A 26,975-nucleotide genomic window follows, 5' to 3' on the forward strand; every position below is an offset into this window, starting at 1 on the left:
TATAATTGCGGTATTTTAGCTTTTCAAAATACGCGTTTAGCATACATGGCTTACACATCAACCTACAAGGCGGCAATAGCCGCGGCCCCGGCTATTGAAGAGCATTTTATAAAGCTTTTGGCAACTGCCCTTGCACAGGGAGGAGAAGACCTGGCGCCCGAGCCTTCTGCACGCGTGATTGAAGCTATAATTGATGTAGCCTTTTGGGCAAGCCTGCGCCGCGAGGAAGGGCGATCGCCAAAGGTTTCGCTTACTTACCTGCCGCCTATACTGGCCGGGCAACCCCTTGTTTTTGAGGAAAAGATCTTATTAACGCCGCATGTGTTAACCAAACTGGCGCCTGCCGTTGAACGTTCCGGCATTCATTTGGGAATATGGGACCAGGATGGCGAATTATACGTTTGGGGAACCACCCGGTCTATCCCCGACTGTAGCTTTGTTTTAGAAACCATTGAACCAGGGCTGCTGGTTATAAAGCACCGCCGGATAAAGGGCTTTGGCAAATTCATTAACGTAGCGGTGCTTAAAGGCGATGAAGTTAAAATTATTGATGAGCACAGCAAAAGCCTGCCCGATTGCCCTGCCATGCTTACGTCCCTGCTGGATTATAATTCGCCAACCGGGTGGAACGACTCTGTAAATGTGCTGGTGCAACTGGCTGCTTCTATGCGGCTGCACGGACACGGCGGAACGCTGCTGGTAGTGCCTGATGGCGGCGATGCCTGGCGAGATTCCATAGTGCACCCTATAACGTACCCTATAACCCCTGCATTTGATGAACTTAAAACATTGATGAGCCAAGTGGTAAATGAACATACCATGAACCTTTGGCAGGATGAAGTAAACCGATCAGTAGATAGTGTGGCCGGTTTAACCGCAGTTGATGGTGCCACTATTATTAATGACCAGCTTGAACTGCTTGCCTTCGGCGCAAAAATCGGCATGTCATCAAACGGCCGGCCTGTTGAAGAAACACTGGTTACTGAACCCGTTGTAGGCAGCATGGCCGCAACCATTCATCCCTCACAAATGGGCGGCACAAGGCACCTGTCAGCAGCGCAGTTTGTTTTTGATCAGCGCGACGCCATAGCGCTGGTGTCCTCGCAGGATGGAAGGTTCACTATATTCTCATGGTCGCCTTGCGAAAACATAGTACACGCGCATTTTGTTGATTCGCTTTTGCTTTAAAAACGAGGCTTATATTGACGCGAACATGGCCTGCGCCCTTTCCCCTAAAACCGGGATCTCTTTTTTCTCGCCCTGAACCGCGCCGATAAATCCGATGATCCAAAGGATAAAGAAACCCAGGTCAACTATCTTCAGTAAATAATACAGTGAAAAAATACCGCCTGAACCTGACAGCCAGATAATCCCTAAAACAAAACTAAGCCCGTACCTGATAACCATATAGGACAAGTGAAAAAGCAACGTTTGCCTGAGCTGATAACTGCCTAAACTTGTTTTGTTATTTTGGTGGAGGGCAAAATAGGCTATCAGCCAGCCTATAATTGTAAAATAACTCACTATCCCCGCGGTTTTTCCATTGTCCTGCGATCCGAAATTGTTTACTGGTTCCATAAGCTTTAAGTTGAGTGATATTTAAATTAAATGTAACCCAATTTATGATAACCTGCTCATTTAATGGCAATAAATTTATTTTATTCGGGTGGTAAACTTCCGGTCAAAAAGAAACCCGCCTTTTTTGGAAGCGGGTTCTAATAAATAGGAAGCAATTATTTCATATCGCTTTTAATTTTGTTTGCCGTTCTTTGACCGGGCAGGTAAACCTGAAGGCCGAAGGAAAGATCAAGATTGCTGCGGAACGATTGATTTCCAAAGCCAGCAAGGCCGTTAAATTTCAGCAATGTTTCCAAACCTATGTTGGGGGTAACAAAGTAGGCAAAACCTGGGCCAACGCTTAATGCAAGGCCATTGGTATTACCGCCGCCATCGCTAATATTGGTGCCGCCAAAACCTACGGTAGCCTCACCAAAGAAACGGCCATGCTTTAATACCGTCATGTCAGATCCGGCGTAATATCTTCCCAAACCACCAAAGCCATAGCTGGTTGCTGTTCTAGAGTCGTTGGCAGTTTCAATAGCCAGGTTAACATACCCGCCCAATGCCAAATTATCTTCAACAAACCAGGCCGCTTTTGGCGTAACATTAAATGTAAATACATGAGGATAATTCAAGCCAAGATTGATATCGGCAAAATTACTGCCCACTAACACATTGCCTTTTTGAATTTGTGCCTCGGCTGAAAACCCGCCGGCTAAAATTGCCAGCAGAAATAATAAAGTAAACTTTTTCATGGTACTGATTTTAAGTAATTATTAAATAAAATAATCCCTAAACAACAGGTGTGCCAACTTATGTCATAAATATTAACCATAAGTTTTAAACGGACACCACTCGTTATAGCGCCCGCTATTGCATTGGGTTAAATATCAGTAACTTATTCTCTTTTTAACTCCCGCCGTGCGCTAATTAAATCTTAAATGCAATGTGGAAAACAAAGTGATTCTCCCTCCTTTTTATTCCGGATAAGCCAGCCGTGTTTAAGAATTGTTTTTTAAAACAGGGCAGTTTATTTTATTTCTGTACAGAACTTTTGGCCAAATAATTGGTTTGTAAAATTCAATCATCGGTTAAATTAAACTACCGGGTTAGCAGTATTTACCGCGTTTTTTATATTTTTAATTTTTTGTTCTATAGATATAGTAATGAACCAGCCAGTAAATTTTTTAAGTAACGATGAACTGTTAGCCGTTTTAGCGTCGTCAAATAGCGCCGTTGCTATCCATGTTTCAGAAGATGCCGTTATACAATATGCAAGTAACCGCATGATTGAAATATGGGGAAAAGATAAAAGCGTTATTGGCAAATCACTTGAAGATGCCTTACCCGAACTAAAAGGGCAGCCGTTTATTGATCTTTTTAAAAAAGTTTGGAACGAAGGTATCACCGTAAGCGGTACTGATGCGGCTGCCGAACTTGAAGTGGGCGGGGAATTGCAAACCTTTTACTTCGATTTTGAATACAGGGCGGTAAAAAACGACACAGGAAACACTTATTGCATTTTGCATACGGCTACTGATGTAACAGAACGGGTTTTAGGTGCTGAAAGGGTTCAAAACTTAACCGAAGAGCTTCGCGCGTCAAACGAAGAATTAATGGCTGCGAATGAAGAGTTAAATGCATCCAATGAAGAATTAAGCGAATCGCAGCAAAGCCTAAGGAAGCTATATGACGACCTTGCCGAAAGCGACCTTCGTTTCCGAAGCATGGTTAAACAGGCGCCGGTTGGTCTTTGTATTATCCGCGCTAACGACTTGTATATACAGGACGTTAATGACAATTATCTTGAGCTGGTTGGCCGAAAACGCAATGAACTGGAAAACAAGACTATTTGGGAAGCCATTCCGGAAGCAGCGCAGTTGTACGCACCTATAATGAACGAAGTTATCAAAAGCGGAGTCCCTTTTATGGCAAAAGAACATGAGTTGATATTGGTAAAGGAAGGAACTCCTGAGCCGGTGTTTGTTGACTTTGTGTACGAACCCATGCTAAACGATGGCAAAGTAACTGCTATAATGGTATTAGCCATTGATGTTTCGGCTAAGGTTATGGCCAGACGGAGCATAGAAGATGTAGAAGAGCGGATCAGGCTGGCTGTTGAAGCCGCTGAAACCGGCACTTTTGACCTGGATATGGTTAACGGAAAAATGCTCACATCTGACAGGTTTAATATCATTTTCGGCTTTGACAGACAGGTTCCATGGGAAATGTATGCTGCGGTTATTCACCCGGATGACCAGGCAGGCCGTAATGCCGCCCACCAGGCCGCGTATGAAAATGGAAAGCTTTTTTATGAGGCCAGGGTAATTCACAATGATGGCACTATTCATTGGATAAGGGTACAGGGAAAGGTCTATTATAAAAATGAAAAGCCGGTAAGAATACTCGGCACCCTGCTGGATATTACAGAGTTTAGGCGACTGCAGCAACAAAAAGACGATTTTATAAGTATTGCCAGCCACGAGCTAAAAACGCCCATCACCAGTTTAAAAGCGTCTCTGCAATTGCTTGAGCGCGTAAAGAACGATCCGTCGTCAGAATTGCTGCCCAAGCTTATTGATCAGTCAAGCAGGAGCATGCATAAAATAAGCGCGTTGGTTGAGGACCTTTTAAATGTAAGCAGGGCGAGTAAAACGGAACTGCGGCTTAACAAAACCACCTTTAACATAAACGAATTATTAAATACCTGTTGTAACCACATCAGGGCAGCCAATAAGCACCACCTGGTTACCCGGGGCGACAGGCAATTGCAGGTGTACGCCGATGAACACGGCATTGACCAGGTTATAGTTAACCTGGTAAACAACGCGGTAAAATATGCGCCGGATTCTATGGAAATTCATTTAACCGTTTCAAAGGAGGGGGATATGGCTAAGATAGCTGTTAAAGATAACGGACCTGGAATTCCTGCTGATAAACTCCCCTTCCTGTTTGACAGGTATTACCGTGCTGAATCTTCCGGATACCAAAACTCGGGGCTTGGCCTGGGCTTATACATTTGTTCGGAGATCATTAAACGACATGGAGGCCAAATAGGGGTTGAAAGTGAATTGGGGCATGGCAGTACTTTTTGGTTCACGCTGCCGCTATAGCCGCCTCACAAAAACTGCTTTCAAAGCTTTTTAATCGTTTGTTATAACCTGAGAAGAGCTCTGGTTAAATACGCCGTCATTATAATCGCTCAGGTACTGGCGGTAATCTGCCTTTATCTTCATTCCATATTTAAAACAGTAACCAAGCAGGGCCTGCTGCCAGTTTGCGTTGCTGCCAAACGCTATCAACTCGTCAATAGTGGCCGACCCATTCATACCACCGCTACGTAGCTGTGCCGAAGCAGTAAGTGCGGCCATATCATCAATCACCTGGTAAATATCCCGATACTGATCACGGATAAGTTTAAATTTTATGGTATCCTTTACCGGCTGCAGTTCCTGCAGCACATAAGGCTCATCATGAAACAGGGTACTGCTTAACAACGATGCCGAAACATTTTGCATCCGGTGCTGTACCGCTATTATCCGCTCAGCTTCTGATGGCCAGGCCGGCTGTGTAGCGGTAACGTACGGTGCTAACGATGATGGCCTTGATTGCTTCATATCTACCAAAAGATATTTGTTCCTGGTGTTGGTGCTCTTTAATAAAAACAAGTATCGTTTTTGCCCTATACTGCCGGTACCCGCCAAACGAAAAACGGCATCCTTTACTTTATAGTTGTAAGGGCTGTCGCTGCTTTGTTCAATCCACTGCTGGATATGCCCCATCAGAGCTAGTCTTAATGGCTTTTTTATTTTAAATTGGCGCTCATCGCTTAATGATAGTACTACCTTGTTCTTCTTTTTATCAGTGCGTTTTTTTAAGATGTCTGTATATTTACTCCCGGCTGCCGAACTCAGGAAATCGCAAACTATCCCTTTTGCTGTCCGTGGGTCAATACTGGTGGCTTTCCCCCTTACAAGTGTTGCGGCATAGGTTTTTATAAATAGCCTCGCCATCTTATCAGCCTTCTCGGGTTCTATATCCAGGGTGTCAAAAGCTATAAAAATACTTGTAACCAATCGTGCGGCTTCCCATAAACAAGGCGCAAGTATGCTTTCGTCAAAGTCGTTAAGGTCAAAGTAAACCAGCTTATTATCGGCCTTATAGCTCCCATAGTTTTCAAGGTGCATGTCGCCGCAGATCCAGGTTAAAGGCGAGTCCGGGAATTTCTTAACCGCTGCAAGATCCTCATAAAATAAATGACAGGTGCCGCGGTAATACCTGAAAGCATTATCGGTCATCGCCTCATATTTCAGCTGCACCATATCGGGCAATAAATGCTGGTTAAATAACTTTAGCCGTTCAGAAATCGTTGACATTTTAGCGTGATTGGATAACAGGAACACAAGGAAGAGCGAATGGTTTTAAAAACTTTATTTCATCCGCTCTTCTGTATATTTTGTTTATAGCTGCTATCAATTGGCCTTTACCGAAACCAGTACACTTGTTCTTCGCTGATGCACATCAGGATTAAGGCCTATCGTCATTAAAAACTTACCTGAATACGATCCTTCTTTGATGGTTGACCGTGTGCCCGGAAATACATTCACCTCGTTTATGGTGTACATTTTATCGGGGTTTAAGCCTTTAAGGCGAATGGGCGCATTGCTGCCTGCACCGTACCGTGGGTTTACCAGGTAATTAAACATAATGGCGGTAGTTTTCTCCGGGTTTACGTACATTATTGCGGCCACATCATTTTCGCGCGGGTCCTGAAGGCGGTACTGGTCGCCATGCCAAATCTCTTCACTAAATTGCTTGTAGGTATTTACAGCACCCTGGCAAAATTCCAGCTCAGCAGGTTTTAACTTGCCTATTACAATATCAAACCCAAGCTTACCCATCATGGCCACATCAACCCTGAATTTTATAGGCTGTTTGCCCCAGTCGGTAACATGGTTTGAGCTGGTTAACGCCGGGTAGAAGTATGAATATTCCCATTGGATAAACACCCTTTCAACCGGCTCGGTATTATCGCTCAGCCAGTACTCGGTAAAATATTTCAGCGCACCATAATCAACACGCCCGCCGCCGCCGGAGCAAAGCATTAAAGGCACGCTGGGGTATTTAGCCCTGATGCGGTCAAGTACGTTGTATAATCCCCTTACATAATCTGTATAAAAGTTTGCCTGGTGTTTTTCGTATGATGAGTAGGCATTAAATATCACGGAGTTACAGTCCCATTTAATGTAGGCCAAGTCGGGGTTTTTGGTAAACAGGTTATCCACTATGCCAAAAACAAAGTCCTGCACTTTTGGGTTGGTCAAATCAAGCACCAGTTGGTTCCGCATGTAAATTTCGGGGCGTTGCGGCTGCTTCACCACCCAATCAGGATGTTTTTCATACAACTCGCTTTTAGGGTTCACCATTTCCGGTTCAATCCAGATCCCGAATTTTACGCCATCGGCCTTTGCCTCTTTTGTTAAAAAAGCGATATCATTAGGCAGTTTGGCTTTATTTGCCTGCCAGTCGCCCAGGCCGGCATGGTCGCCATTACGCGGGTATTTATTACCAAACCAGCCGTCATCCAGCAAAAATAAATCAACACCCAGTTTCTTTGTATCCTTTAATAAACCGGCAAGCTTATCCTCATTAAAATCAAAATAAGTTGATTCCCAGTTATTCAGCAGGGTTAACCTTGGGCCGTTGCCATCAACAATTTTATACTTGCGTGCCCAGCTTTGCAGGTTGCGGCTTGCTTCGCCTTTGCCCTTGCTGGTAAGGGTATAAACAAATTTTGGTGTCTCAAACTCAAGACCTGGCTTAAGTGTATAGTCGGCAGCAAAATTGTTTATCCCGGCAACCAGGCGCAGGTTATTGGCGGGGTCCACTTCAAAATCAATCCGGAAGTTACCGCTCCATTCCAGGTTACCGTACATCACCTCGCCTTCATCTTCGGTAGCTGTTTTGTTGAACGACACCATAAAGGTAGGCGGCTGAAACAGATCGGCCCTGCTGCCCAGCTTGGAGTCGAGGGTCTTCATGCCATGGTTAAGCTGCTCATCTTCGGGGCGCATTTCCTGGGCCCAGTCGCCGTGGTAATGCTTAAGCCAGTAGCTGTTTGCATGGATACACAAATTTGCCGAGGCGTACTTATTTAGTACCACATCATTTTTTTCGTGGTGCTTAATAACGCTCCATTGCTCGGTTACATTCTCATTATAATACGTTTGATAGTTGAGGGTAACTTCAAAATCATAAACCGCATCTTTAAGGGTAATGCTCAGCAGGCTTACGTTATCATCAATTTTTTTTACAATGTGGCTGATGTATCTTAACTCCAGCGATTTGTTGCCGTCGGCATGGGTTACGGCAATAGCGGGCTCAACCAGGTTGCCCGTGCCCGATGTGGTGTATGCGCCGTTATAAGTGCCAATGGTTCCGCCAAAATTAAACGCCTTGGCTGTTGCCGCGTATTCGTTCCTGTCGGTTAGCTTACCGCCAAAATACACCATGTTAAGTGCCTTTTCGGGTGTTACCTGCAATACCAGCGCATTGTCCTTTGTTTCAACGGGGATAATAATGTCCTGTGCTTTTGTAACGGCAGCAGCGACCAGCAGGAACAGCGCAATAGCCCCTGTTAACAAACCTTTTGAGTTTATTTTATTCATGATGTTTTAGCGTTGGGTTTTGGTTTTATTAATTGGTATAAATTACGCCGTCTTTCATCACCAGTTTCACCTGTTTAACCGAATTAATATCCTCGGCAGGGTTACCGGCAACGGCAATAATATCTGCAATATAACCAGATTTTATATTCCCCAGCTCTTTTAATTTAAAAACTGTCGAATTTACACTTGTAGCAGATCTCAACACGTCAATCGGCTTCATGCCATAGTCGGCCATCAGCACCATTTCGCGGGCGTTGTCACCATGCGGAAACACGCCTACATCGCCGCCCATGCACATCGTAACACCGGCCTGCATCGCCTGGGTAAAGGCAATATGCTTTTGCTTAACACTTTCCGGCTCGGCACCGGTGACTTTGTTCCAGCCCATGTAACCGGCAATGGCCTCCGTAGCAGCAAGCGTAGGGCAAAGGGCTATCCCTTTTTCTTTCATCTGCTTAAACAGCTCAGGCGTTCCGCCATCGCCGTGTTCAATGGTGGTTACCCCGGCTGCTATGGCGCGGCGCATTCCCTCAGCAGTACCTGCATGCACGGCAACGGTACGACCGCTGCTTTTGGCCACTTCTACCGCCGTTTTCAATTCGGCCTCGGTAAAGGTGGGTTCGGCAGCACCGTTAATGCCCCAGCGGTAATCCACATAAATTTTAACCACATCAGCCCCATACCCTATCTGCGAACGCACTACATGGGTAATACCGTCTATTCCGTCGGCTTCTTCAGCACCTTTAACAGTAACCATTTCGGTAACCGCACTTTTGGGGCCGTAGCTCCCGGTAGCCACAATTGCCCGGGTAGCAACCAGCATCCGCGGACCGGGAATAACGCCTTTATTAATTGCCGCCTTCAGGCCCACATCATCATAACCAGCCCCTTCGGTGCCCAGATCACGCACGGTGGTAAAGCCTGCCATCAACGTTTCACGGGCATGCACTACGGCTCGGGCGGTACGTTCGGCGCGGCTTTCAAACAGCACCTGCGTGTTCCAGGGGGTTTCGTTATACGGGTGCAGGAATAAGTGCGAATGCCCCTCAATCATCCCCGGCATCAGCGTTTCGCCTTTCAGGTCAATGATCTTTGCTGATGATGGCACCGACATGCTTTTCGGCTCGCCTGCGGCCTCAATGCGGTTATCCCTGACCAGTACCCACCAGCCGGGATGCATTTGCTCGCCGTCAAAAACGCGGTCGGGTTTTAAAAGTGTGTAAATTGGTGCCGGGGATTGCCTTGCAACAGCAGGCGTAAATAAGGTTGCTACAATAAATAAGGCCAGGTTAAATATTTTCATCTGTTTTATAAAAAGATAGAATACCAAGTTATTAAATTTATTTTTAATCTCATGCAACCATTTCGCCGGCGTTTCCATCTTACCTTTAAATGATGCTTTTGGAGCCTAAATATACTATCGACGAACTGATAAAAAAATGCAAAGCCAACGAAAGGAAGGCACAGGAGTTGCTGTATAAACAATTTGCTTCGAAAATGATGGGGGTATGCCTGCGTTATGCTACAGACCGGATGGAAGCCGAAGACATGCTGCAGAATGGCTTTATTAAGGTTTTTCAGAAAATAGAGGACTACCGTGGCGATGGCTCATTTGAAGGATGGATCCGCCGGATAATGGTGCACAGCTCGATAGAATACTACCGGAAATATCATAAAATGGTGCAAATGGTTGATATAGAGGATGCGGCTGCACACACCTCGGTTGATGCCCTTGCAACATCAAAACTGGCAGCCAATGAGCTGATGGCGCTGATACAGCAGCTGGCACCCGGTTACCGCATTGTATTTAACTTGTATGCTATAGAAGGTTACAGCCACCGCGAGATAGCCGAAATGACAGGGATAACGGAAGGCGCTTCAAAATCGCAGCTCTCGAGGGCGCGGTCGGTATTAAAGGAAAAGGTAATAAAAATGGAAGGTAAAAGGTATGAAAATGCAGGATAAAGAATTTGATGATCTGTTCAGGTCAAAGCTGCACGATTTTGAAGCAGCCCCCACCAGCCAGGTTTGGGATGGCGTAGTTGAAGGCATTGATGGCAAACGCAGTAAAAAAACCATGGTACCGTACCTGAGCATAGCCGCCAGCATTATTGTTTTAATCGCGGCAGGCATATTGTTTAACCAGCAAAAGCAAGCTGTTACAACAAAGCCACCCGTTAAGGTTATTGCTAAAACCGGCCAGCCGGCAACCGTTCCGGTAACTGACAGCGCTCCGGCACCGCAGCAGGGCACGGTACAACCGGCAGCTGCACACGGCGTAAGCAATATGGCTGCTGTTAAGCACCCGCAGCAGGCTGTGCAGCCCGTTACAGAAACTACCGACCCTGCAACTGCAGTTCAGCAAAGCCCTGTTGCCCAGCAGCAGCAACCGGTATTGCTGGCAGTGCAGCAAAAGCAGGAAGTAATTAGCCCTGTAGTGCCTGATAACAACACCCCGCTGGTTACCAAACCCGCTGTTGATGAAACACCTGTATTGGCTAACAGGCCGGGCAGCCCTCAATATGCAGTAGCTGAAAAACCCAAACGGAAGGCACACGGCATTGGCGGCTTTTTAAACGCGGTAATTGCAACGGTTGATAAACGAAAAGAAAAAATAATTGAGTTTAAAGATACCGATGATGAGGAAACCAATGTAATGTCAATTAACCTGGGCATACTAAAATCAAAAAGAGAAACAGAAGTAGAAAAATAATAGCTGACGGGTTAATTGCCCGGCGGAACTTCCGTAAGGCTATTAAAATTAACCCAATTCAACAGTAACAACTATATTTACAACACACAACATGAAAAGATTAATTTTTACCGCAATATTAAGCATAACCTTATACGGTGCTTTTGCACAGAACAAACCGGCCGACAGTACCAAAACCGGCAATGACTCCACCAAATCAAAAAGCTTTAAACTTTCTGTAGGGTATGACGACGATAACGACCATCGTTCCCAAAAAGATACTACCCCCAGCAACAGGGCTTATCCTAAGTTCTCTTTTGGCCTTACCTTTTCACGGTTTGACCTGGGCCTGGCTACTTTGGTTGATAACGGCAGCTTTACCCTATCGCCCCAAAATGAATTTTTACGCTACCGCTCATGGAAAACCAGCAACGTTGGGTTCGACCTGGTGCAGATGGGGGTACGGTTTAACCCGAACTTTAAGATCTACCTTTCCGGCGGTTTCGACTGGACGCTGATCCGCCTGCGCGAGGATATTACCATACTGCCCAATCAGCCGGTGTTGACTTACCGCAGGGACAATATAGACTACAGTAAGAACCGCTTTTCATCCAGCTACCTGCGCATCCCGCTGTCGTTTGATTTCCGCACCAACGAAAACTCCGAAGGTAAAAGGGCGCACATTGTATTTGGCCCTGATGCAGGGTTACTTTTAGGCGGTCGGGTTAAACAGATCAGTAAGGAAAATGGCAAGCAAAAATTTGATGACGATTACCATTTTGCAAAAGTACGGTACGGCGGCTTTGTACGCTTTGGCTATGGCGACATGGGCATATTTGCCAAGTATTACTTTAACGATATGTTTGAAAACAGCCCCGCACAAAAAGGCTTAAAGAACCTCTCGTTCGGCTTTACCTTTGGATTTTAACGTTTGATGCCTGTATTTCTTGTAAACCCTGTTATCCCCTTTAACAACATTTACAAGAAATACAGGCATCCTTAAGCAACACAACTTTTTACAACCCTGCAAACAACTACAACCTTTACAACGTATCTTTACGCCAATGGCAGATACACCCTTTTTACAGGCAATTTCGGTGAGCAAGGTTTATCCCGGCGTACAAAGTTCGGGTGTTAAGAAGATCAACTTAAAAATTACACCGGGGCAAATAACCGCTATAATTGGTGAAAGCGGTAGCGGTAAAAGCACTTTATTACGCCTGCTGTACGGTTTGCTTTCGCCCGATAACGGTGAGGTGCTTTTTAAGGGCGCCCGCATTTGGGGACCGGAAGAAAAGCTGATCCCGGGGCATGATGCCATGAAAATGGTTACCCAGCAAACCGATGACCTCAACCTGTTTGCCAAGGTGTGGGACAATGTTGCCATTATGCTGCCCAGCACCGACCTGAAGGCTAAACAGCAAAAAACCGAACAGATGCTGGCCCAGCTAAAAATGACCCGCCTGGCTGATAAAAAGGTATCGGAACTTAGCGGCGGCGAAAAGCAGCGGGTGGCCATTGCCCGGGCGCTTATTACCAGCCCGCAGGTGCTGCTGCTCGACGAGCCCTTTAACCAGGTGGATACTTCTTTTCGCGAAGGCTTGCAGCACGACATCAGGCGCATAGTCAAAGAAACCGGGCTTACGGTAATCATCGTATCGCACGACCCTGCCGAAGTGTTATCCATGGCCGATGAACTGATTGTGCTGAGAGATGGCGAGATCCTGGAATGGGGGCACCCTAAAATGCTTTATCAAAATCCAAAGTTCTTATACACTGCGCAGCTGCTTACCAATTGCACCGTACTTACCAATGCCGAAGCCCGCATCTGCGGCTTAAAAACAAAGTCGGACCATGTGGTGATCTACCCCGAATGGATTGAAACTGCCAAAACCTGGACGCATAACGACTGGGAAGTAAAGCAGGTATTGTTTAAAGGTTGTTACGAGGACCTGATAATGGAAAACAACGGCGTAACCATCCGCGTACTGAACGATCAGTTTGGCAAATACACCGAGGGCACCAAAATTAACCTGAAGCTGAACAAGTGGCTGGAGTATTAATGAAGCCGGCAGTAATCAATTTACAGATTATCATTACCAGCGTTTTTTACAGCAACCTACCTATAGCTAACCGATCATAATAAATCTTTCAGGTGTTTATAGTTACCTTTTACGGTATCTATCACTTCGTCCATGCGGCCGCTAAGAATGAGTTTTGTCATAGAAAGGGTCATGCCTTTTACCTGATCAAACTCCACCTTGGGGGGCATTGCCAGGGCGTTGGGGTCTGTCATTATATTAACCAGCGCAGAGCCCTTATACATAAAAGCTTCCTGAAGGGCCTGTTTTACATGGTCAGGGTCGGTAACTGTAAAACCCTTAATGCCCATAGCCTGGGCTACCATGGCAAAATCAGGGTTCAGCATATCGGTTTGCCAGTCGGGCAGGCCTGCAACTTCCATTTCCAGTTTTACCATCCCTAACGACCGGTTATTAAACACAATAATTTTTACGGGTAATTTATATTGGGTGATGGTTGCCAGGTCGCCAAGCAGCATAGAGAGGCCGCCGTCGCCGCAAAGGGCAATCACCTGCCGGCCGGGGCAGGCCAAAGCGGCACCAATAGCCTGCGGCATAGCATTAGCCATTGAGCCGTGGTTAAATGAGCCCAGCATTTTACGCTTACCGGTAGCCTGGATATAGCGCGATCCCCATACACAGCTCATTCCGGTATCAACGGTAAATATGGCATCTGCGGTGGCAAGGTCGTTAATGGTGCTTGCAACAAATTCCGGGTGAATCAGGTCTTTCTTGCCGGTATCATCAACATAGGTCTGCATTTTTTCCTTAACATCTGCATAAACCTTTAGCTGCGCCTTTAAAAAGCTGTCGTCGGTTTTTTGGGCGATGAGTGGCAGCAGGGCAGCAAGTGTATCTTTTACCGATCCATGCAGCCCCATGTCAACCTTTGCCCGGCGGCCAATGCGTTCGGGTTTAATCTCCACCTGCACTATTTTACAATCGGTGGGCATAAATGGGGTGTACGGAAAGTCCGTACCTAACAGTATCAGCAAATCACTTTCATGCATGCTGTGATAAGCTGCGGGCAAACCCAGCAACCCCGTCATTCCTATCTCGTTCGGGTTATCATACTGGATCTCCATTTTAGCACGGAACGAGTAAGCCACCGGCGCGTTTATTTTACCGGCAAGCTCAACCACCTCGTCATGTGCATCTGCGGCGCCTATCCCGCAAAACATGGTTATTTTATGATGCTTACCAATCAGTTCCGCAAGCTGCTGCAAATCATCTGCCGAAGGCGTAACTACTGCGGTTGACTTAAAAACCTGTGTGGCCGTGGTAATTTCTGCTGCATCCTGTTCAGTTAAATCGCCGGGAAGGCCCACCACGGCTACCCCTTTTTGCTGAATAGCCGCCTGGATGGCCGCCTGCAGCATTCTGGGCAATTGCTTTGGTGTGGTAGCTATCTGGTTGTACAGGCTGCAATCGTCAAAAAGCTTAATGGTGCTGGTTTCCTGGAAGTATTCGGTGCCAAACTCAAAACTTGGTATGGTTGATGCAATGGCAATAACCGGCGCGCCTGAGCGGTTGGCATCATACAAACCGTTAATTAAATGCACATGGCCGGGGCCGCTGCTGCCTGCACAACACGCCAGGCCGTTCAGCTGGGCTTCGGCACCTGCCGCGTATGCGCCTGCTTCTTCATGCCGCACATGGATCCATTGGATACTCCCCTCGCGCCTCACCGCATCATTCACATTATTAAGGCTGTCGCCTGTAACTGCGTATATTCTTTTTATGCCTGCGTTAACCAGCATTTCAACCAGTTGATCGGCCACATTTTTTGCCATGACTAAAGTATTTACAGGGGAACCATTTAGTATGGTAACAGTTTTAAAAATTGTAAATTGCTTTAAATATTATTTTATGGGACGCATTGTAATAGTAGCTTACAAACCCAAACCGGGCAAGGCTGAAGCACTGAAAGAATTAACTAAAACCCACGCAACCCGCCTTAAAAAAGAGGGTTTGGTAACGGACAGGCCAGCTGTAATTATGGAAACAGCCGAAGGCATTATTATTGAAGTATTTGAATGGCTTTCGGCGCAGGCTATTCAGCAGGCCCATGCTAATGCCGCTGTTCACCAGCTATGGGCGGAGTATGCGGCTGTTTGTGATTATGTGCCCTTAAGTAGCTTAACGGAGGCCGGCAACCTGTTTGCCGAGTTTGCAGCTGTGGATTGAACGATACAACCTGCTATAAACGCAAAAAAGGCATACCCTGTTAAAAGCATGCCTCTTTCTAATCATCAATATAATATAGCGAAGCCTGGAACCGGCTGTTTGTTTTGTTTAAAGTAAACCCTTAATTAATTTGATGTAAGTTGTATTATGATATATGATAGATTTTAAGATGACCGAAATGGTTACCTGTAAATGATGGTTAAAATTTGATATGTCCCAAGATAAATTTGCAGCAACCTGCTTTTTAATAGATCCAAGTCTGGCTTTTTCATGATCGTTATTTTTTATTGACAGGTCAAAGGTACCCTGCATCACGAGGCGCATCAATCTCAATAAATCGGTTTTAACAACCAATTTTTCCGGAAGGAGGTTTTTACCGTCAGGCAACGGTCATAACGGGGTATGTTAAACGATAAATTGGGCAGTGTTTACTGTAGCTGTTTAAACCCGGAAGGGTTACTGCCTGCAAAACGTTTAAAGAAACGGCTAAAATGCGAACTGTTATCAAAATTAAGCCGTTCGGCTATTTCTTTAATACTAAGGCCTGATGACGACAGCAGGTACTGCGCCTCCAGGTACATGCGGTTATGGATCACGTGCAATGCGTTTTGCCCGGTTTCGGCTTTCACTATTTCCGTCAGGTATTTTGCTGAGATAAACAGTTCATCGGCATATTCCTGCACTGTTTTAAGGGTTAAAAACTGCTGTTCAACTAATTTTTTAAACTTATAAACCAGCTGGTATTGCTTGCTGAGGTGCCGGGTTGAGTTTAATAAGCAGCTTTCGCAGGCGCGGTTCATTTCGTAAAGCAGGTCGGTTACCAGCAAGCGCAGGATCTGTAAATGAAAAGCACCTTTTTCCCTGCTCTCGGCACTTATTTTTTCATACAGGGCTTTTAAAGAAGCAAATCCTTTTGCCGAAAGGCCATAAATAGGGGGATAATCGGGGTTTACCTCCAACAGGTTATCCAGCACATTTTCCTTTAAAAAGTTACCGGTTAAAAACTCCTTTTTAAAAAGCACCTGGTACAAAACCAAATCATCCGATGCGTCTTCAAATGAGGTAATAAAATCAGGAGAAACCAGGTGAACCGAGTTGCGGTAAACTTCGAACACAAAATGGCCTATAGTTTTTTTACAGCTGCCGTTAAGGCATAAAATTACCGAGTAGTAGTCGGTTTTTACGGGCAGGCCATGTTTTACGCCATGGGCGTTGCCCAATACAGCAAAATCTTCCTGTGTCCAGTCTTCATCAATAATCCCAAAATCAGGGCAACCTGCTCCCGGTGCTGCAAGGAGCGCTTTTAGGGTTGATGAAATGGTTAAAACAGTGTTTTTGTTGCTCATATAAAGGTTTAAATGCAGAATTATTCCTGCTCAACCCAGTTGCCGTCTTCTTTAATAATGCCAATCAGTTCATCAAGTGCATTAGCCGAGCTGATGTTTTTCTTTACGGCTTCCTTGCCGCGGTAAAGGGTAACCTTATCGGTACCCGAGCCTACGTAACCATAATCAGCATCGGCCATTTCACCGGGGCCGTTTACAATACAACCCATAATACCAATCTTTAAGCCTTTAAGGTGGCTGGTGCGGCTGCGGATCATCTGCGTGGTGATCATCAGATCGAACAACGTACGGCCGCAGCTTGGGCACGAAATATATTCTGTTTTGGAGATGCGTGAGCGGGTAGCCTGTAAAATACCAAATGCCGTTGAGGTAATAACTTTGGTATCAATCCCCGGTGCATCAATCCATACGCCATCGCCAAAGCCGTCAACCAGTAAGGCGCCGAGATCGGTAGCCGCGTAAAGCTGAAGCAGTGTGGTCAGTTCCTCTTGTCCGCCGGCCATAGCCCAGGGGCCGCGGTCGTTTTGCCCTTCCTCCGGGTACGTCCTTTTAATTATCACGGGCACCTCCAGCCCCAATTCCTCCATTTTAAAGAAAAATGAGCGCTGCTCTGTCATGCCCTGCAAGGAATCAGTTTCAAGAACAAACACTAACGAGCGGTCAAATGGCAAAGCACCAAAAGTCTCCGAATCAATATCCGCAGGTTTTACCTTCACCAGGTTTAAGGCCGACGAATGGTCTGCATTGTCCAGGTATTCGTTTAACGTAAATAAAGGATGACACATGGTTTTATCGGCCAGCTTTTGCCATGTGTTATAATTGTACAGCTGTTTTAAGTTGCCCGGCAAAGTGAAGGATGGCAGCTCATCAGCAAAATATACAAAATCAACCGATTGCTCGGCCATGTTGTATTTATCCAGCAGTGCCGAATACAGGTAACCGGCATCGCTCAATATAGCAGGATCTTTCAGGTTTTTGTGCGAAAGATCAATCACTACCCGTGGTACCATGTGGCCGCCGATAAAGGCATTTGCCTCGTAAGTATGTCGACGCTTATATTCGTAGGGCGAGAATTGAGAGGGGAGCGCAATTTGACCAAGCTCCATTTCTGCTTTCGGCTTTTCAGTTGCTGACTCCCGCAGTGCATAGCGCTTTACCAATGCGATAGCCACGGGGGCTTCCGCTTCAGGCTCTTCGGTTAAGGATACGCGCACCGTATCGCCAAGTCCGTCTTCCAGCAGGGTGCCTATCCCTACTGCAGATTTGATCCGGCCATCTTCGCCATCACCGGCTTCGGTTACACCAAGGTGCAGCGGATAGTTCATGCCTTCGGCCACCATGGTTTCAACCAGCAAGCGATAGGCTTGCACCATTACCTGCGGGTTGCTTGATTTCATGGAGATCACCAGATTATAGTAATTCAGCGTTTCACAAATGCGGATAAATTCCATTGCACTTTCCACCATTCCCTGCGGCGTGTCGCCATAGCGGCTCATTATCCTGTCGCTCAGTGATCCGTGGTTGGTGCCAATCCGCATTGCGGTACCGTATTCCTTACATATTTTCACCAGCGGCGCAAATTTTTGGTTAATGCGTTCCAGCTCGCCCAGGTATTCGGCATCGGTATAATCAATCTGATCAAATTTCTTTTTATCGGCATAGTTGCCGGGGTTAACACGCACCTTTTCAACAATGCGGGCAGCCACTTCGGCAGCATTGGGGGTAAAATGAATATCGGCCACCAGGGGCACGTTGTAACCACGTGCGCGCAACTGCTTTTTTATCTCGGCCAGGTTTTTAGCCTCTTTAATGCTGGGTGCAGTGATGCGCACATATTCGCAGCCTGCATCAACCATCCTTATTGATTGTTCAACCGTGCCAATGGTATCCATGGTGTCGGTGGTGGTCATACTTTGAATGCGGATAGGGTTATTGCCGCCCATAGGCACATCGCCAATAAAAACCTCACGAGTTACAAAACGCGAGTATTCAGTTAACGAATTACAGTAACGGCCTTTCAGCAATTTAATAGCGGCAGTATCCATGCGGGGATAAAATTAATATAGTACAAAAATACAAATTTGTTGGTTTGTTATACCGGGGGAAGTTGAAAGGTTGTAAAGTAATGGCTTTGCGATAAAGATAAATCGTTCCAAAAAACAAACTAAAACACTCAGCATGTTAATGTGTTTGATAACTTTAAACCCATAACCCGTTTTACATGCGCAAATCAACCTGTTTAATGCTGCTTATAATCACTTTTATTGCAGCCTGTAAAAGCAACACCAAACATGGCAACGTTGATTCTGTTGCGGTAGGCTCAATCAACAGTTCTTCGCAAGTGCTCATCAGCCAATTTAAGCCGTTTATACAAGGGGTATGGGTTAAAAGTGATTATATAGAGAAGATCCTGGCTACAAAATCGCCATTGGCTGCGCAGGACCTGGCCTCGGGTTTAACCACCTTTAACATACAAACCGACAGTATTAAGGGCGATAGCGTTAAAGTTGCCGCAGGCTGGAACAACCACGAAGGAAGTGAACTTACGTTGAAATTTCAGCAGGGAAAAACGGAGCAAACCATCCTGCTCGGCGATTTTGACTTAGGTTACAGCATTAAAAATGGCGATACCACGCTGGTATTATATGGTTATGACAAGGATAAAAATGAGCACACCACTACCCGGTATACAAAAGCGTTAAATAAGCAAAATGGGTTAAGCGATGGCATGGATTTTTTAATAAACAGGGGCCTGATTGCCGGAAATTATACACTTAATAATATCCCGGGCAATAGGGGAGCAATCACCTTCACTAATGACGGTAAAGTTACCGGCCTGGCAGATTTTAAAACGTATGCCCTGAATACGGACTTTGTGGCTGGCCCCGAAAACAACCTTGATGAAATTTTATTTAACCTTTACAGTAAAGCGCAAAAATCATTTACTTTTAAGATCAATAAAGACACGCTCAACATATTTGACACCCGTGAAAGCGCCGATTCAATAAACTTAATTGTAGATAAACTGGAATATAAACTAATCAAACAGAAGTAACCAACTGCATTTAGACGCTCATCAAAATGAAAAAAGAGTTAAAAGAAAATAGCTCTAATAAAATTTAAGGACGCCCCTTTACTTGTAATTCCAGGGGCGTATTATTCTTTCTTATAGTCTTTTTGTACGATCAAAAAGCTGGCGCGCTCTGTTTTGTGGAAGGGGACGTCCCAGTTACCCTGATAGGTGATCTTTGCGGGTAGTAATTCGCCGTTAACCTTATTCAGCTCGATATTCATCTGCACATCAAAGCTGAACAGCATATTGTGGTATTTTAAATCCACGTACCGGCCAAGGATCTGGAAGGTGCGCATATCAAAAATGGTGGTTAGTTCTTTTATCACCACGTCATTATCAGCAATGCTGGGTTTCCTTACCACGCGGAAGCGATAAACAGGAATAGAATCAAGGTATTTACCGCGCGCAAACTGGTAAAAATAGTAGCCCTTCATATCCTTCCCAAAGATCTCTGTCTTACTGCTGATAAATGGCAGGCCGGTTACTTTGTGGCCGGGCGCAAAAATCAGCGTCTTCAATTTGCTTTTGTATGACGCATTTTTACCTGCTTCCCCCTGCGTCATAGGCCCGGGCACAAAGTTCGATTTATAGGCATTGGTAAAAATATAATCAAACATTTCAACCGTGTAAAGCTGCGGCTTGCCATTACTTTTATAAAGTGAGCCACTGTCACTTTTAGCCAGGTACGCTGCTTTGGGCTTGCCATCAATGTAGCTGTGTTTTATTTTACGGTAGCTTTTACCGTCTATCTTATTTTTGCTGTTAAAGGTGTAAATGCGGTTCTCGGCAGTAAAGCCGTAATGCTTCATGTTCTGAAACGCCTGGTAAAAGCCGGTATCGGCCAGCACGGCATCAATGAAATCCTGTGCATTTAATCTGTGCGAATGGATATTTATTGCAGAATCAATAACAATAGTGCGGATTGAATCAGGATTGAAACGTTTGATCTGCTGGGCGCGTGAGCCGAAAACGAAAAGGAGAAAGCAGAAAACGATGAGTAGTTTTTTCATTCTTGTCATCGCAGGGGCTCCAATAGAGAACCCTGCGTAATGTTTGTGGTTTACTTAATCTTTTTCATTTGTTCAAATGGCCGCATTATCCTTAGACAGCTAATCCAGCGCAGGGCTCTCTGCGAGAGACCCTGCGGAAACGTAAGTAAAGCTACTATGATCTGTGAACCTTTCCCTAATTCCCCAGCTGTTTAACCGCTAAATATGCCATTAACCCTGTTGAGATTTTAAATGCATCTTCTTCCACATCAAAGGTTGGCGTATGCACGGAGGAGGTGATCCCACGGCTTTCGTTACGGGTACCTAAGCGGTAAAAGCAGGAATCCGCTACTTGTGAGTAGTAGGCAAAGTCTTCTGCCGCCATCCAGATGTCAAGGTCGAGCACGTTTTCCTTTCCCAGGTAATCTTCGGCATGTCCGCGGGTGGCTATTGTCAGTTTTTCTTCATTTATAAGGAAAGGATACCCGCGCATGATGTTAAACTCGCAGGTGCCGCCCATACTTTCAGCTATTCCTTCGGCCATTTTCTTCATCTTGATATGGGCATCATTACGCCAATTCTCATCCATCGTGCGGAATGTGCCTTCCAGGTAAACCTCATTGGGAATCACGTTGGTGGCCCCATTTGCTATTACTTTGCCGAAAGAAAGCACGGATGGGCTTTTAGGGTCGGCAAAACGGCTGATGATAGTTTGCAATGCGGTTAAGATATGCGCCGTAATAATCACCGGGTCTATGTTTTGCTGCGGCTGCGCACCGTGGCCTCCTTTTCCCCTTACGGTAACATAAAGCTCGTCGGTTGATGCCATATACTTACCGGCCCTAAATCCCACCTTACCGGCCTCAATTAAAGGCATTACGTGCTGCCCCAAAACAGCCTGTGGCTTAGGATTTTCCAGCACGCCCTCTTTGATCATTAAACTGGCCCCACCGGGTAATTTCTCTTCTGCCGGCTGAAAAATAAGCTTTACGGTACCGCCAAACTGGCTCTTAAGGTCAGTCAGGATCCTGGCCGTTCCCAGCAGCGACGAGGTATGCGCGTCGTGCCCACAGGCATGCATCACACCAACGTTTTGCGACTTATAAGGAACATCGTTAGCTTCTGTGATGGGCAGCGCGTCCATATCGGCACGCAAAGCCACCACTTTATCTGATGGTTTATCCCCCTTAATTAAAGCAACCAGCCCGTTATCGGCCATGCGCTGGTATTGCAGGCCTAATGCCTCAAGCCTGCCTGCAACATAAGCGGATGTCTCCACTTCATTAAATGAAAGCTCGGGATGCGCATGCAGGTGCCTGCGCGTAGCTACCGTATCATTAAAAATATCTTTTGACAGTTGCTGAATTTGCTCTTTAATCATCGGAAAGGAGGGGTTTGGGAAGATTAATTTTTTCGGGAATAATAAAAATACTGGTAAACATTGACCGCACTTCAGACACCAGCTTTTGCGCCTCCAGCCGGGTGCGAAAATCGCCGGCCCTCACCTTAAAGTTAGGTTCGGTATAAATGATATAGGTACGCAACTCGGGGTACTCATCATTAAAGCGTGCCTGGGCATCATAGGCGGCCTGCCTGCTGGAACCGAAGAAGATCTGTACACGATAGCCGTTTGCTGTTTGGGGGGCATTCGCACTGCTCCTGCCGCTACCCAGGGTGCTGCGGCGTGCTATCAGGGTATCCAGCAGCGGATCTTTTATAACCTGTACCGTGCCACGGGTTTGAGCCATAGCAATTCCCGGTAAAAGAATGGTTATAAAAAAAATGCAGTCCCTTATTTTACTAAATTTAGTTTTATAATAAGACACTGCATTTTTCATAAATATATAAATTCATCATCGCCTTCTGCGGCGTGATATTTTGCTAATTAAACCTGGCCAACGCCATGGCAATTTTTATACTTTTTACCGCTGCCGCAAGGACAAGGGTCGTTTCTGCCAATCTTCTGTTCAACCCTAACAGGGGTAGCTTTTTGCGGCTCGCCCATATCCATCATCGGTATGCCGTTTGATTCGCTTACCATTTCGGGTTTAGAAGTACGCATTTTCTTCAGATCAAGCTTTGGCTGAGGTTTTGCCTCGCGGATTTCTTCGGCTTCCTGCTGAACCGGGATACCTCCCCTGAAAAGGAAACTTACCAAATCCTTATTTACGCTGGCCAGCATCTGGCGGAACAGTTCAAAAGCCTCGAACTTATAAACCAATAACGGGTCTTTTTGTTCATAAACCGCGTTTTGTACTGATTGTTTCAGCTCATCCATTTCGCGCAGGTGCTCTTTCCATGCATCGTCAATCAGGTACAGGGTCACATTCTTCTCAAACGATTTGAACACTTCCTGCCCGTGGTTAGCGATTGCTTTTTTAAGCGGTACCGAAACCTGGATGCCGTTGATACCGTCGGTAAACGGAACAACAATATTTTCCACGTATTCGCCGCGGGTATCATAAACGTCCTTTAAAACAGGGTAAGCTTGCTGGGCAATAGCTTCCTGCTTGCGTTTGTAAAAATCATTTACTTCCTGGAAGGCTATATCAACCAATCCGTTTATATTTTTTGAAGTAAACTGATCATGCGAAATCTCAACATCTACTGAGAATAAACGGATCATTTCCAGGATAAACCCTTCGTAATTGTTTGATTCTTTATATTCAGTTACCACATCTTCAACCACATCAAAAATGGTGTTGTTGATATCCACTTCCAAACGCTCGCCAAACAGCGCATTTTTACGTTTTGCGTAAATAACGGTACGCTGTGAGTTCATCACATCATCATACTCCAGCAAACGCTTACGGATCCCGAAGTTATTTTCTTCCACTTTTTTCTGCGCACGCTCAATCGAGTTGGAGATCATGGAGTGCTGAATTACTTCGCCTTCTTCAATACCCATCCGCACCATCAGGTTACTGATCCTTTCAGAACCGAATAAACGCATCAGGTTATCCTCAAGAGACACAAAGAACTGTGACGATCCCGGGTCACCCTGCCTGCCGGCACGACCACGCAGCTGGCGGTCAACGCGGCGCGACTCGTGCCGCTCCGTACCTACAATAGCTAAACCACCGGCATCTTTTACGCCCGGGCCTAATTTTATATCCGTACCACGACCAGCCATGTTGGTTGCTATGGTTACAGTACCAGACTGACCTGCTTCGGCCACAATATCGGCTTCTTTCTGGTGCATCTTGGCATTCAGTACGTTATGTTTGATACCGCGCAGCTTAAGCATACGGCTCAAAAGTTCAGAAATCTCAACTGAAGTAGTACCCACCAATACCGGGCGACCGGCTTTTGTTAAAGCCACAATCTCTTCGGCAACCGCATTGTATTTTTCACGTACGGTACGGTAAACCAAATCCTGCCTGTCATCACGGCTGATATTGGTGTTGGTTGGTATTTCAACCACATCCAGCTTATAAATTTCCCAGAACTCACCCGCTTCCGTAACGGCAGTACCCGTCATACCGCAAAGCTTGTGGTACATACGGAAATAGTTTTGCAGGGTAATGGTTGCAAAGGTTTGGGTAGCATCCTCAACCTTAACATTTTCTTTAGCCTCAATAGCCTGGTGCAAACCATCAGAATAACGGCGGCCATCAAGTACACGGCCGGTTTGCTCGTCAACTATCTTAACCTTTCCTTCGTCCAAAATATATTCGGTATCCTTTTCAAACAAGGTATAGGCTTTCAACAACTGGTTAACCGAGTGGATACGTTCAGATTTGATAGAGAAATCGCGCATCAGCTCATCTTTACGGCCAACTTTTTCTTCAGCAGGTAGTTCGGATTTTTCAATTTCAGAGATCTCTGTACCCACGTCAGGCATAACAAAAAAGCCTGCATCTTCACCCGATGCTGTGATCAGCTCAATACCTTTTTCGGCAAGCTCTACCTGGTTGTTTTTTTCATCTATCACAAAAAACAGCTCGGCATCAACCTTATGCATATCCTTGCTTTGATCCTGCATGTAAAAGTTCTCGGTTTTTTGTAAAAGCTGCCTGTTGCCGCCCTCGCTTAAGTATTTAATTAAAGCTTTACTTTTGGGCAGGCCCCTAAACGCACGCAGTAAAGCCAGACCACCTTCGTCAGGTCCGCTTTTACCTTCGGCTATTAATTTTTTAGCTTCATTTAAAACGCCGTTCACATAGTTTTTTTGTGCATTTACCAAACGCTCAATGCGAGGCTTCAGTTCATAAAACTCATGCTCATCTCCCCGTGGGATAGGTCCTGAAATAATCAGCGGTGTACGGGCATCATCAATTAACACGGAGTCAACTTCATCCACCATGGCATAATGCAGCTTTTTCTGTACCAGTTCTTCCGGGCTGCGTGTCATATTGTCACGCAGGTAATCAAAGCCAAACTCGTTATTGGTACCAAATGTTATATCGGCCAGGTAAGCGGTGCGTCTTTCTTCTGAATTGGGTTCGTGCTTATCAATACAATCAACCGATAAACCGTGGAACTCATAAAGCGGCCCCATCCATTCCGAGTCACGACGGGCCAGGTAATCATTCACGGTTACAATGTGAACACCCTGTCCGGCAAGCGCGTTAAGGTATGCAGGCAGCGTAGCTACCAACGTTTTACCTTCACCGGTAGCCATTTCCGAGATCTTACCCTGATGCAGTACAATACCACCTATCAGCTGTACATCATAGTGTACCATGTCCCAGGTAACTTCATTGCCTGCAGCAAGCCAGGTATTATGGTGAATGGCTTTATCGCCTTTTATAATTACGTTTTGTTTACGTGCAGCCAGGTCGCGGTCAAACTGTGTAGCAGTAACTTCAATGGTTTTATTGTTTTTAAACCTAAGGGCTGTTTCTTTAACAACCGCAAAACCTTCAGGAAGAATGCGCATTAAAATTACTTCCAGCTCCTTATTACGGTCTTTCTCAAGCTTATCCAGCTGGGTATAAAGCTCAACCTTTTCGTTTACGTCAAGATTGGGATTTTCTTCAATCCGGTCTTTTATCGCGCCAATCTCACCATCAATAGCGGCAAGCCCTTCAGCAATAGTTTCTTTAAAACCAATGGTTTTTGCCCTTAGCTCATCGTTAGTTAAAGTGCCAAGTTTGGCAAATTCAGCTTTTACCTTTTCAACTATAGGTAAAATGCTTTTTACGTCCCGATCTGATTTGCTTCCGAAAAGCTTACTTATAAAATTTAACATGCTATTTTTTATCTGTTGCAACAAACTCAACAATTGCGCCACAGCAATTTATGAGCCATTATGACAGGCAAAGTTACATTTTTGATTTGGATTACGGGGATTTTAGGACGATTTCTGAGGTCAATAGCGCCGTTTAAGCGCAATAATTACACCGATTGTTATTTAACGATGGCTTATCTGCCAATAAAAAATCCATTAATCTGTTGGTCAAATCAATGGATTATAAATAAGTCAATGGCCCACCGTAACAGGTGTAACCCATCAATCCCTGAAAATTATTTACCTGTCCTGTGCATTCATTATACTGCCCACTATTTTGCCATAAGCCAATACGGGCGCTGCGGCGTACGAGATCTTTTTCTTCCAGTTTACGTAGCGATCATTTATAAAATCATCCCAATTATGCCCGTTAAGTTGCGCACGGCCCAGCGAAATACAGGGCTCGGTGATACGTGTAGTATGCCACCAGCCTGACGGAAATAAGATGGTTTCGCCTTCTTCAACTTTTATTTCTACCGGTGTGGCTTCTTTAAACAGCGGGAATTTTTCATAGTCCGGTTCGTTAAAGTTTACCTGCGAAAATTTTGGATTATCCGCAAAAGGGTACATATACGGCGTTTGATCGGGCGAGTACATGTAAAAGATCTTCGATCCATAGACCTGCGTTATTTGGGTATGCATATATAAAGCATCAACATGCAGGAAAGGAAAGCTACAGCCGTTGCCACCTAAGAATATTTCGTACAGCGTAGTGCCCTTCAGCATTTTGCGCGGCATTAGTTTATGGTTAATCCGATCGATATTGCCATAGATAATTTCGGGTAAAAAATCAGGCATCAATTCAGGGAATACCTTTTCCACATCAAAATTGTAGGGATATGGCGCTTTGTGTTCGGGGGTTGAGGCTAACATCTGGTCGATAAATTCGTCCATTTTATAAGTTACCCCGTTTATGGTTTTAGTAATGTCCGGGTAATTTTTTTTAAAGAACTCCGGCGTGTATTTGCCCATCGCTTTCCAGCCTTTGGCAGCATCGGTAAGCACCACGGGGAGTGATTTGTTAACATATTCGTTAATAAAATCCGCATGCGACAAATTTGTTCGTTTGTCTATTGATCTGATTTCCCTGTAATCAGGCTTTGTTTGCACTTGCTCAGCAACCATACTCATTTAATTTACTGTTCA

The 26,975-nt window shown here is 45.4% G+C and carries 21 protein-coding genes; 8 read left to right on the forward strand and 13 right to left on the reverse strand.

The annotated features are described in order from the left end of the window. The first annotated feature begins 45 nt into the window (after nucleotides 1-45). Nucleotides 46-1,188, forward strand: coding sequence for a putative sensor domain DACNV-containing protein (locus MuYL_RS00840; RefSeq protein WP_094568722.1), 1,143 nt, complete (start codon nucleotides 46-48; stop codon nucleotides 1,186-1,188). A 9-nt stretch (nucleotides 1,189-1,197) separates the two neighbouring features. Here MuYL_RS00840 and MuYL_RS00845 read toward each other — a convergent pair whose 3' ends face one another. Both MuYL_RS00845 and MuYL_RS00850 read right to left on the reverse strand, forming a co-directional pair. Further along, on the reverse strand, nucleotides 1,198-1,578 hold the full coding sequence (locus MuYL_RS00845; protein WP_094568723.1) for a hypothetical protein: 381 nt from the start codon (nucleotides 1,576-1,578) through the stop codon (nucleotides 1,198-1,200). Nucleotides 1,579-1,733: 155 nt separating this feature from the next. Further along, nucleotides 1,734-2,315, reverse strand: coding sequence for a hypothetical protein (locus MuYL_RS00850; protein ID WP_094568724.1), 582 nt, complete (start codon nucleotides 2,313-2,315; stop codon nucleotides 1,734-1,736). 411 nt (nucleotides 2,316-2,726) lie between these two features. Between MuYL_RS00850 and MuYL_RS00855 the strand changes: the two genes are divergently transcribed. Then, nucleotides 2,727-4,673: a PAS domain-containing sensor histidine kinase gene (locus MuYL_RS00855; protein ID WP_094568725.1), complete on the forward strand. Its 1,947-nt coding sequence runs from the start codon at nucleotides 2,727-2,729 to the stop codon at nucleotides 4,671-4,673. Nucleotides 4,674-4,703: 30 nt separating this feature from the next. Here the strand turns inward: MuYL_RS00855 and MuYL_RS00860 are convergent, their stop codons facing one another. The 3 genes from MuYL_RS00860 to MuYL_RS00870 form a co-directional block, all read right to left on the reverse strand. Further along, entirely contained in the window at nucleotides 4,704-5,936 is a 1,233-nt protein-coding gene (locus MuYL_RS00860) for a DUF2252 domain-containing protein (protein ID WP_094568726.1), read from the reverse strand. A gap of 96 nt (nucleotides 5,937-6,032) precedes the next feature. Beyond that, on the reverse strand, nucleotides 6,033-8,228 hold the full coding sequence (locus tag MuYL_RS00865; protein ID WP_094568727.1) for an alpha-galactosidase: 2,196 nt from the start codon (nucleotides 8,226-8,228) through the stop codon (nucleotides 6,033-6,035). 28 nt (nucleotides 8,229-8,256) lie between these two features. After that, nucleotides 8,257-9,531 carry a metal-dependent hydrolase family protein gene (locus MuYL_RS00870; RefSeq protein WP_094572804.1) on the reverse strand — a complete coding sequence of 425 codons (1,275 nt, stop codon included), beginning with the start codon at nucleotides 9,529-9,531 and terminating at the stop codon, nucleotides 8,257-8,259. Nucleotides 9,532-9,623: 92 nt separating this feature from the next. Here MuYL_RS00870 and MuYL_RS00875 point away from each other — a divergent pair, with 92 nt between their 5' ends. From MuYL_RS00875 to MuYL_RS00890, 4 genes are all read left to right on the forward strand, one after another. Beyond that, complete coding sequence (locus tag MuYL_RS00875) at nucleotides 9,624-10,193, forward strand: RNA polymerase sigma factor (RefSeq protein ID WP_094568728.1); 570 nt, start codon at nucleotides 9,624-9,626, stop codon at nucleotides 10,191-10,193. Further along, the gene (locus tag MuYL_RS00880) at nucleotides 10,177-10,941 is read left to right on the forward strand and encodes a hypothetical protein (protein WP_094568729.1); all 765 of its coding nucleotides are present in this window, start codon (nucleotides 10,177-10,179) and stop codon (nucleotides 10,939-10,941) included. The genes MuYL_RS00875 and MuYL_RS00880 overlap by 17 nt, the downstream gene beginning before the upstream one ends. 91 nt (nucleotides 10,942-11,032) lie before the next feature. Then, nucleotides 11,033-11,848: an outer membrane beta-barrel protein gene (locus MuYL_RS00885; protein WP_094568730.1), complete on the forward strand. Its 816-nt coding sequence runs from the start codon at nucleotides 11,033-11,035 to the stop codon at nucleotides 11,846-11,848. A 136-nt stretch (nucleotides 11,849-11,984) separates the two neighbouring features. After that, on the forward strand, nucleotides 11,985-12,983 hold the full coding sequence (locus MuYL_RS00890) for an ABC transporter ATP-binding protein (protein ID WP_094568731.1): 999 nt from the start codon (nucleotides 11,985-11,987) through the stop codon (nucleotides 12,981-12,983). Between the two features lie 74 nt (nucleotides 12,984-13,057). Here MuYL_RS00890 and MuYL_RS00895 read toward each other — a convergent pair whose 3' ends face one another. Continuing rightward, entirely contained in the window at nucleotides 13,058-14,794 is a 1,737-nt protein-coding gene (locus MuYL_RS00895; protein ID WP_094568732.1) for a thiamine pyrophosphate-dependent enzyme, read from the reverse strand. 76 nt (nucleotides 14,795-14,870) lie between these two features. On the opposite strand from MuYL_RS00895, the gene MuYL_RS00900 reads away from it, so the two are divergent. Beyond that, complete coding sequence (locus tag MuYL_RS00900) at nucleotides 14,871-15,188, forward strand: hypothetical protein (protein WP_094572805.1); 318 nt, start codon at nucleotides 14,871-14,873, stop codon at nucleotides 15,186-15,188. 428 nt (nucleotides 15,189-15,616) lie between these two features. Here MuYL_RS00900 and MuYL_RS00910 read toward each other — a convergent pair whose 3' ends face one another. Both MuYL_RS00910 and ispG read right to left on the reverse strand, forming a co-directional pair. Beyond that, complete coding sequence (locus tag MuYL_RS00910) at nucleotides 15,617-16,534, reverse strand: AraC family transcriptional regulator (RefSeq protein ID WP_094568734.1); 918 nt, start codon at nucleotides 16,532-16,534, stop codon at nucleotides 15,617-15,619. Nucleotides 16,535-16,554: 20 nt separating this feature from the next. After that, the gene (gene ispG / locus MuYL_RS00915) at nucleotides 16,555-18,579 is read right to left on the reverse strand and encodes a (E)-4-hydroxy-3-methylbut-2-enyl-diphosphate synthase (protein WP_094568735.1); all 2,025 of its coding nucleotides are present in this window, start codon (nucleotides 18,577-18,579) and stop codon (nucleotides 16,555-16,557) included. Between the two features lie 197 nt (nucleotides 18,580-18,776). On the opposite strand from ispG, the gene MuYL_RS00920 reads away from it, so the two are divergent. Further along, nucleotides 18,777-19,589, forward strand: coding sequence for a hypothetical protein (locus MuYL_RS00920; RefSeq protein ID WP_157740526.1), 813 nt, complete (start codon nucleotides 18,777-18,779; stop codon nucleotides 19,587-19,589). A gap of 101 nt (nucleotides 19,590-19,690) precedes the next feature. On the opposite strand, the gene MuYL_RS00925 is transcribed toward MuYL_RS00920, so the two are convergent. From MuYL_RS00925 to MuYL_RS00945, 5 genes are all read right to left on the reverse strand, one after another. Then, complete coding sequence (locus MuYL_RS00925) at nucleotides 19,691-20,617, reverse strand: hypothetical protein (protein ID WP_094568737.1); 927 nt, start codon at nucleotides 20,615-20,617, stop codon at nucleotides 19,691-19,693. A gap of 175 nt (nucleotides 20,618-20,792) precedes the next feature. Beyond that, on the reverse strand, nucleotides 20,793-21,977 hold the full coding sequence (locus MuYL_RS00930; protein WP_094568738.1) for a M20 metallopeptidase family protein: 1,185 nt from the start codon (nucleotides 21,975-21,977) through the stop codon (nucleotides 20,793-20,795). Further along, on the reverse strand, nucleotides 21,970-22,344 hold the full coding sequence (locus MuYL_RS00935; protein ID WP_245845730.1) for an SPOR domain-containing protein: 375 nt from the start codon (nucleotides 22,342-22,344) through the stop codon (nucleotides 21,970-21,972). The genes MuYL_RS00930 and MuYL_RS00935 overlap by 8 nt, the downstream gene beginning before the upstream one ends. 137 nt (nucleotides 22,345-22,481) lie before the next feature. Then, nucleotides 22,482-25,790, reverse strand: coding sequence for a preprotein translocase subunit SecA (secA, locus tag MuYL_RS00940; protein WP_094568740.1), 3,309 nt, complete (start codon nucleotides 25,788-25,790; stop codon nucleotides 22,482-22,484). Nucleotides 25,791-26,069: 279 nt separating this feature from the next. Then, on the reverse strand, nucleotides 26,070-26,960 hold the full coding sequence (locus MuYL_RS00945; RefSeq protein WP_094568741.1) for a cupin-like domain-containing protein: 891 nt from the start codon (nucleotides 26,958-26,960) through the stop codon (nucleotides 26,070-26,072). Nucleotides 26,961-26,975 lie beyond the last annotated feature (15 nt).

It is taken from the genome of Mucilaginibacter xinganensis (genome assembly GCF_002257585.1).
GTDB classification, from domain to species: Bacteria; Bacteroidota; Bacteroidia; order Sphingobacteriales; family Sphingobacteriaceae; genus Mucilaginibacter; species Mucilaginibacter xinganensis.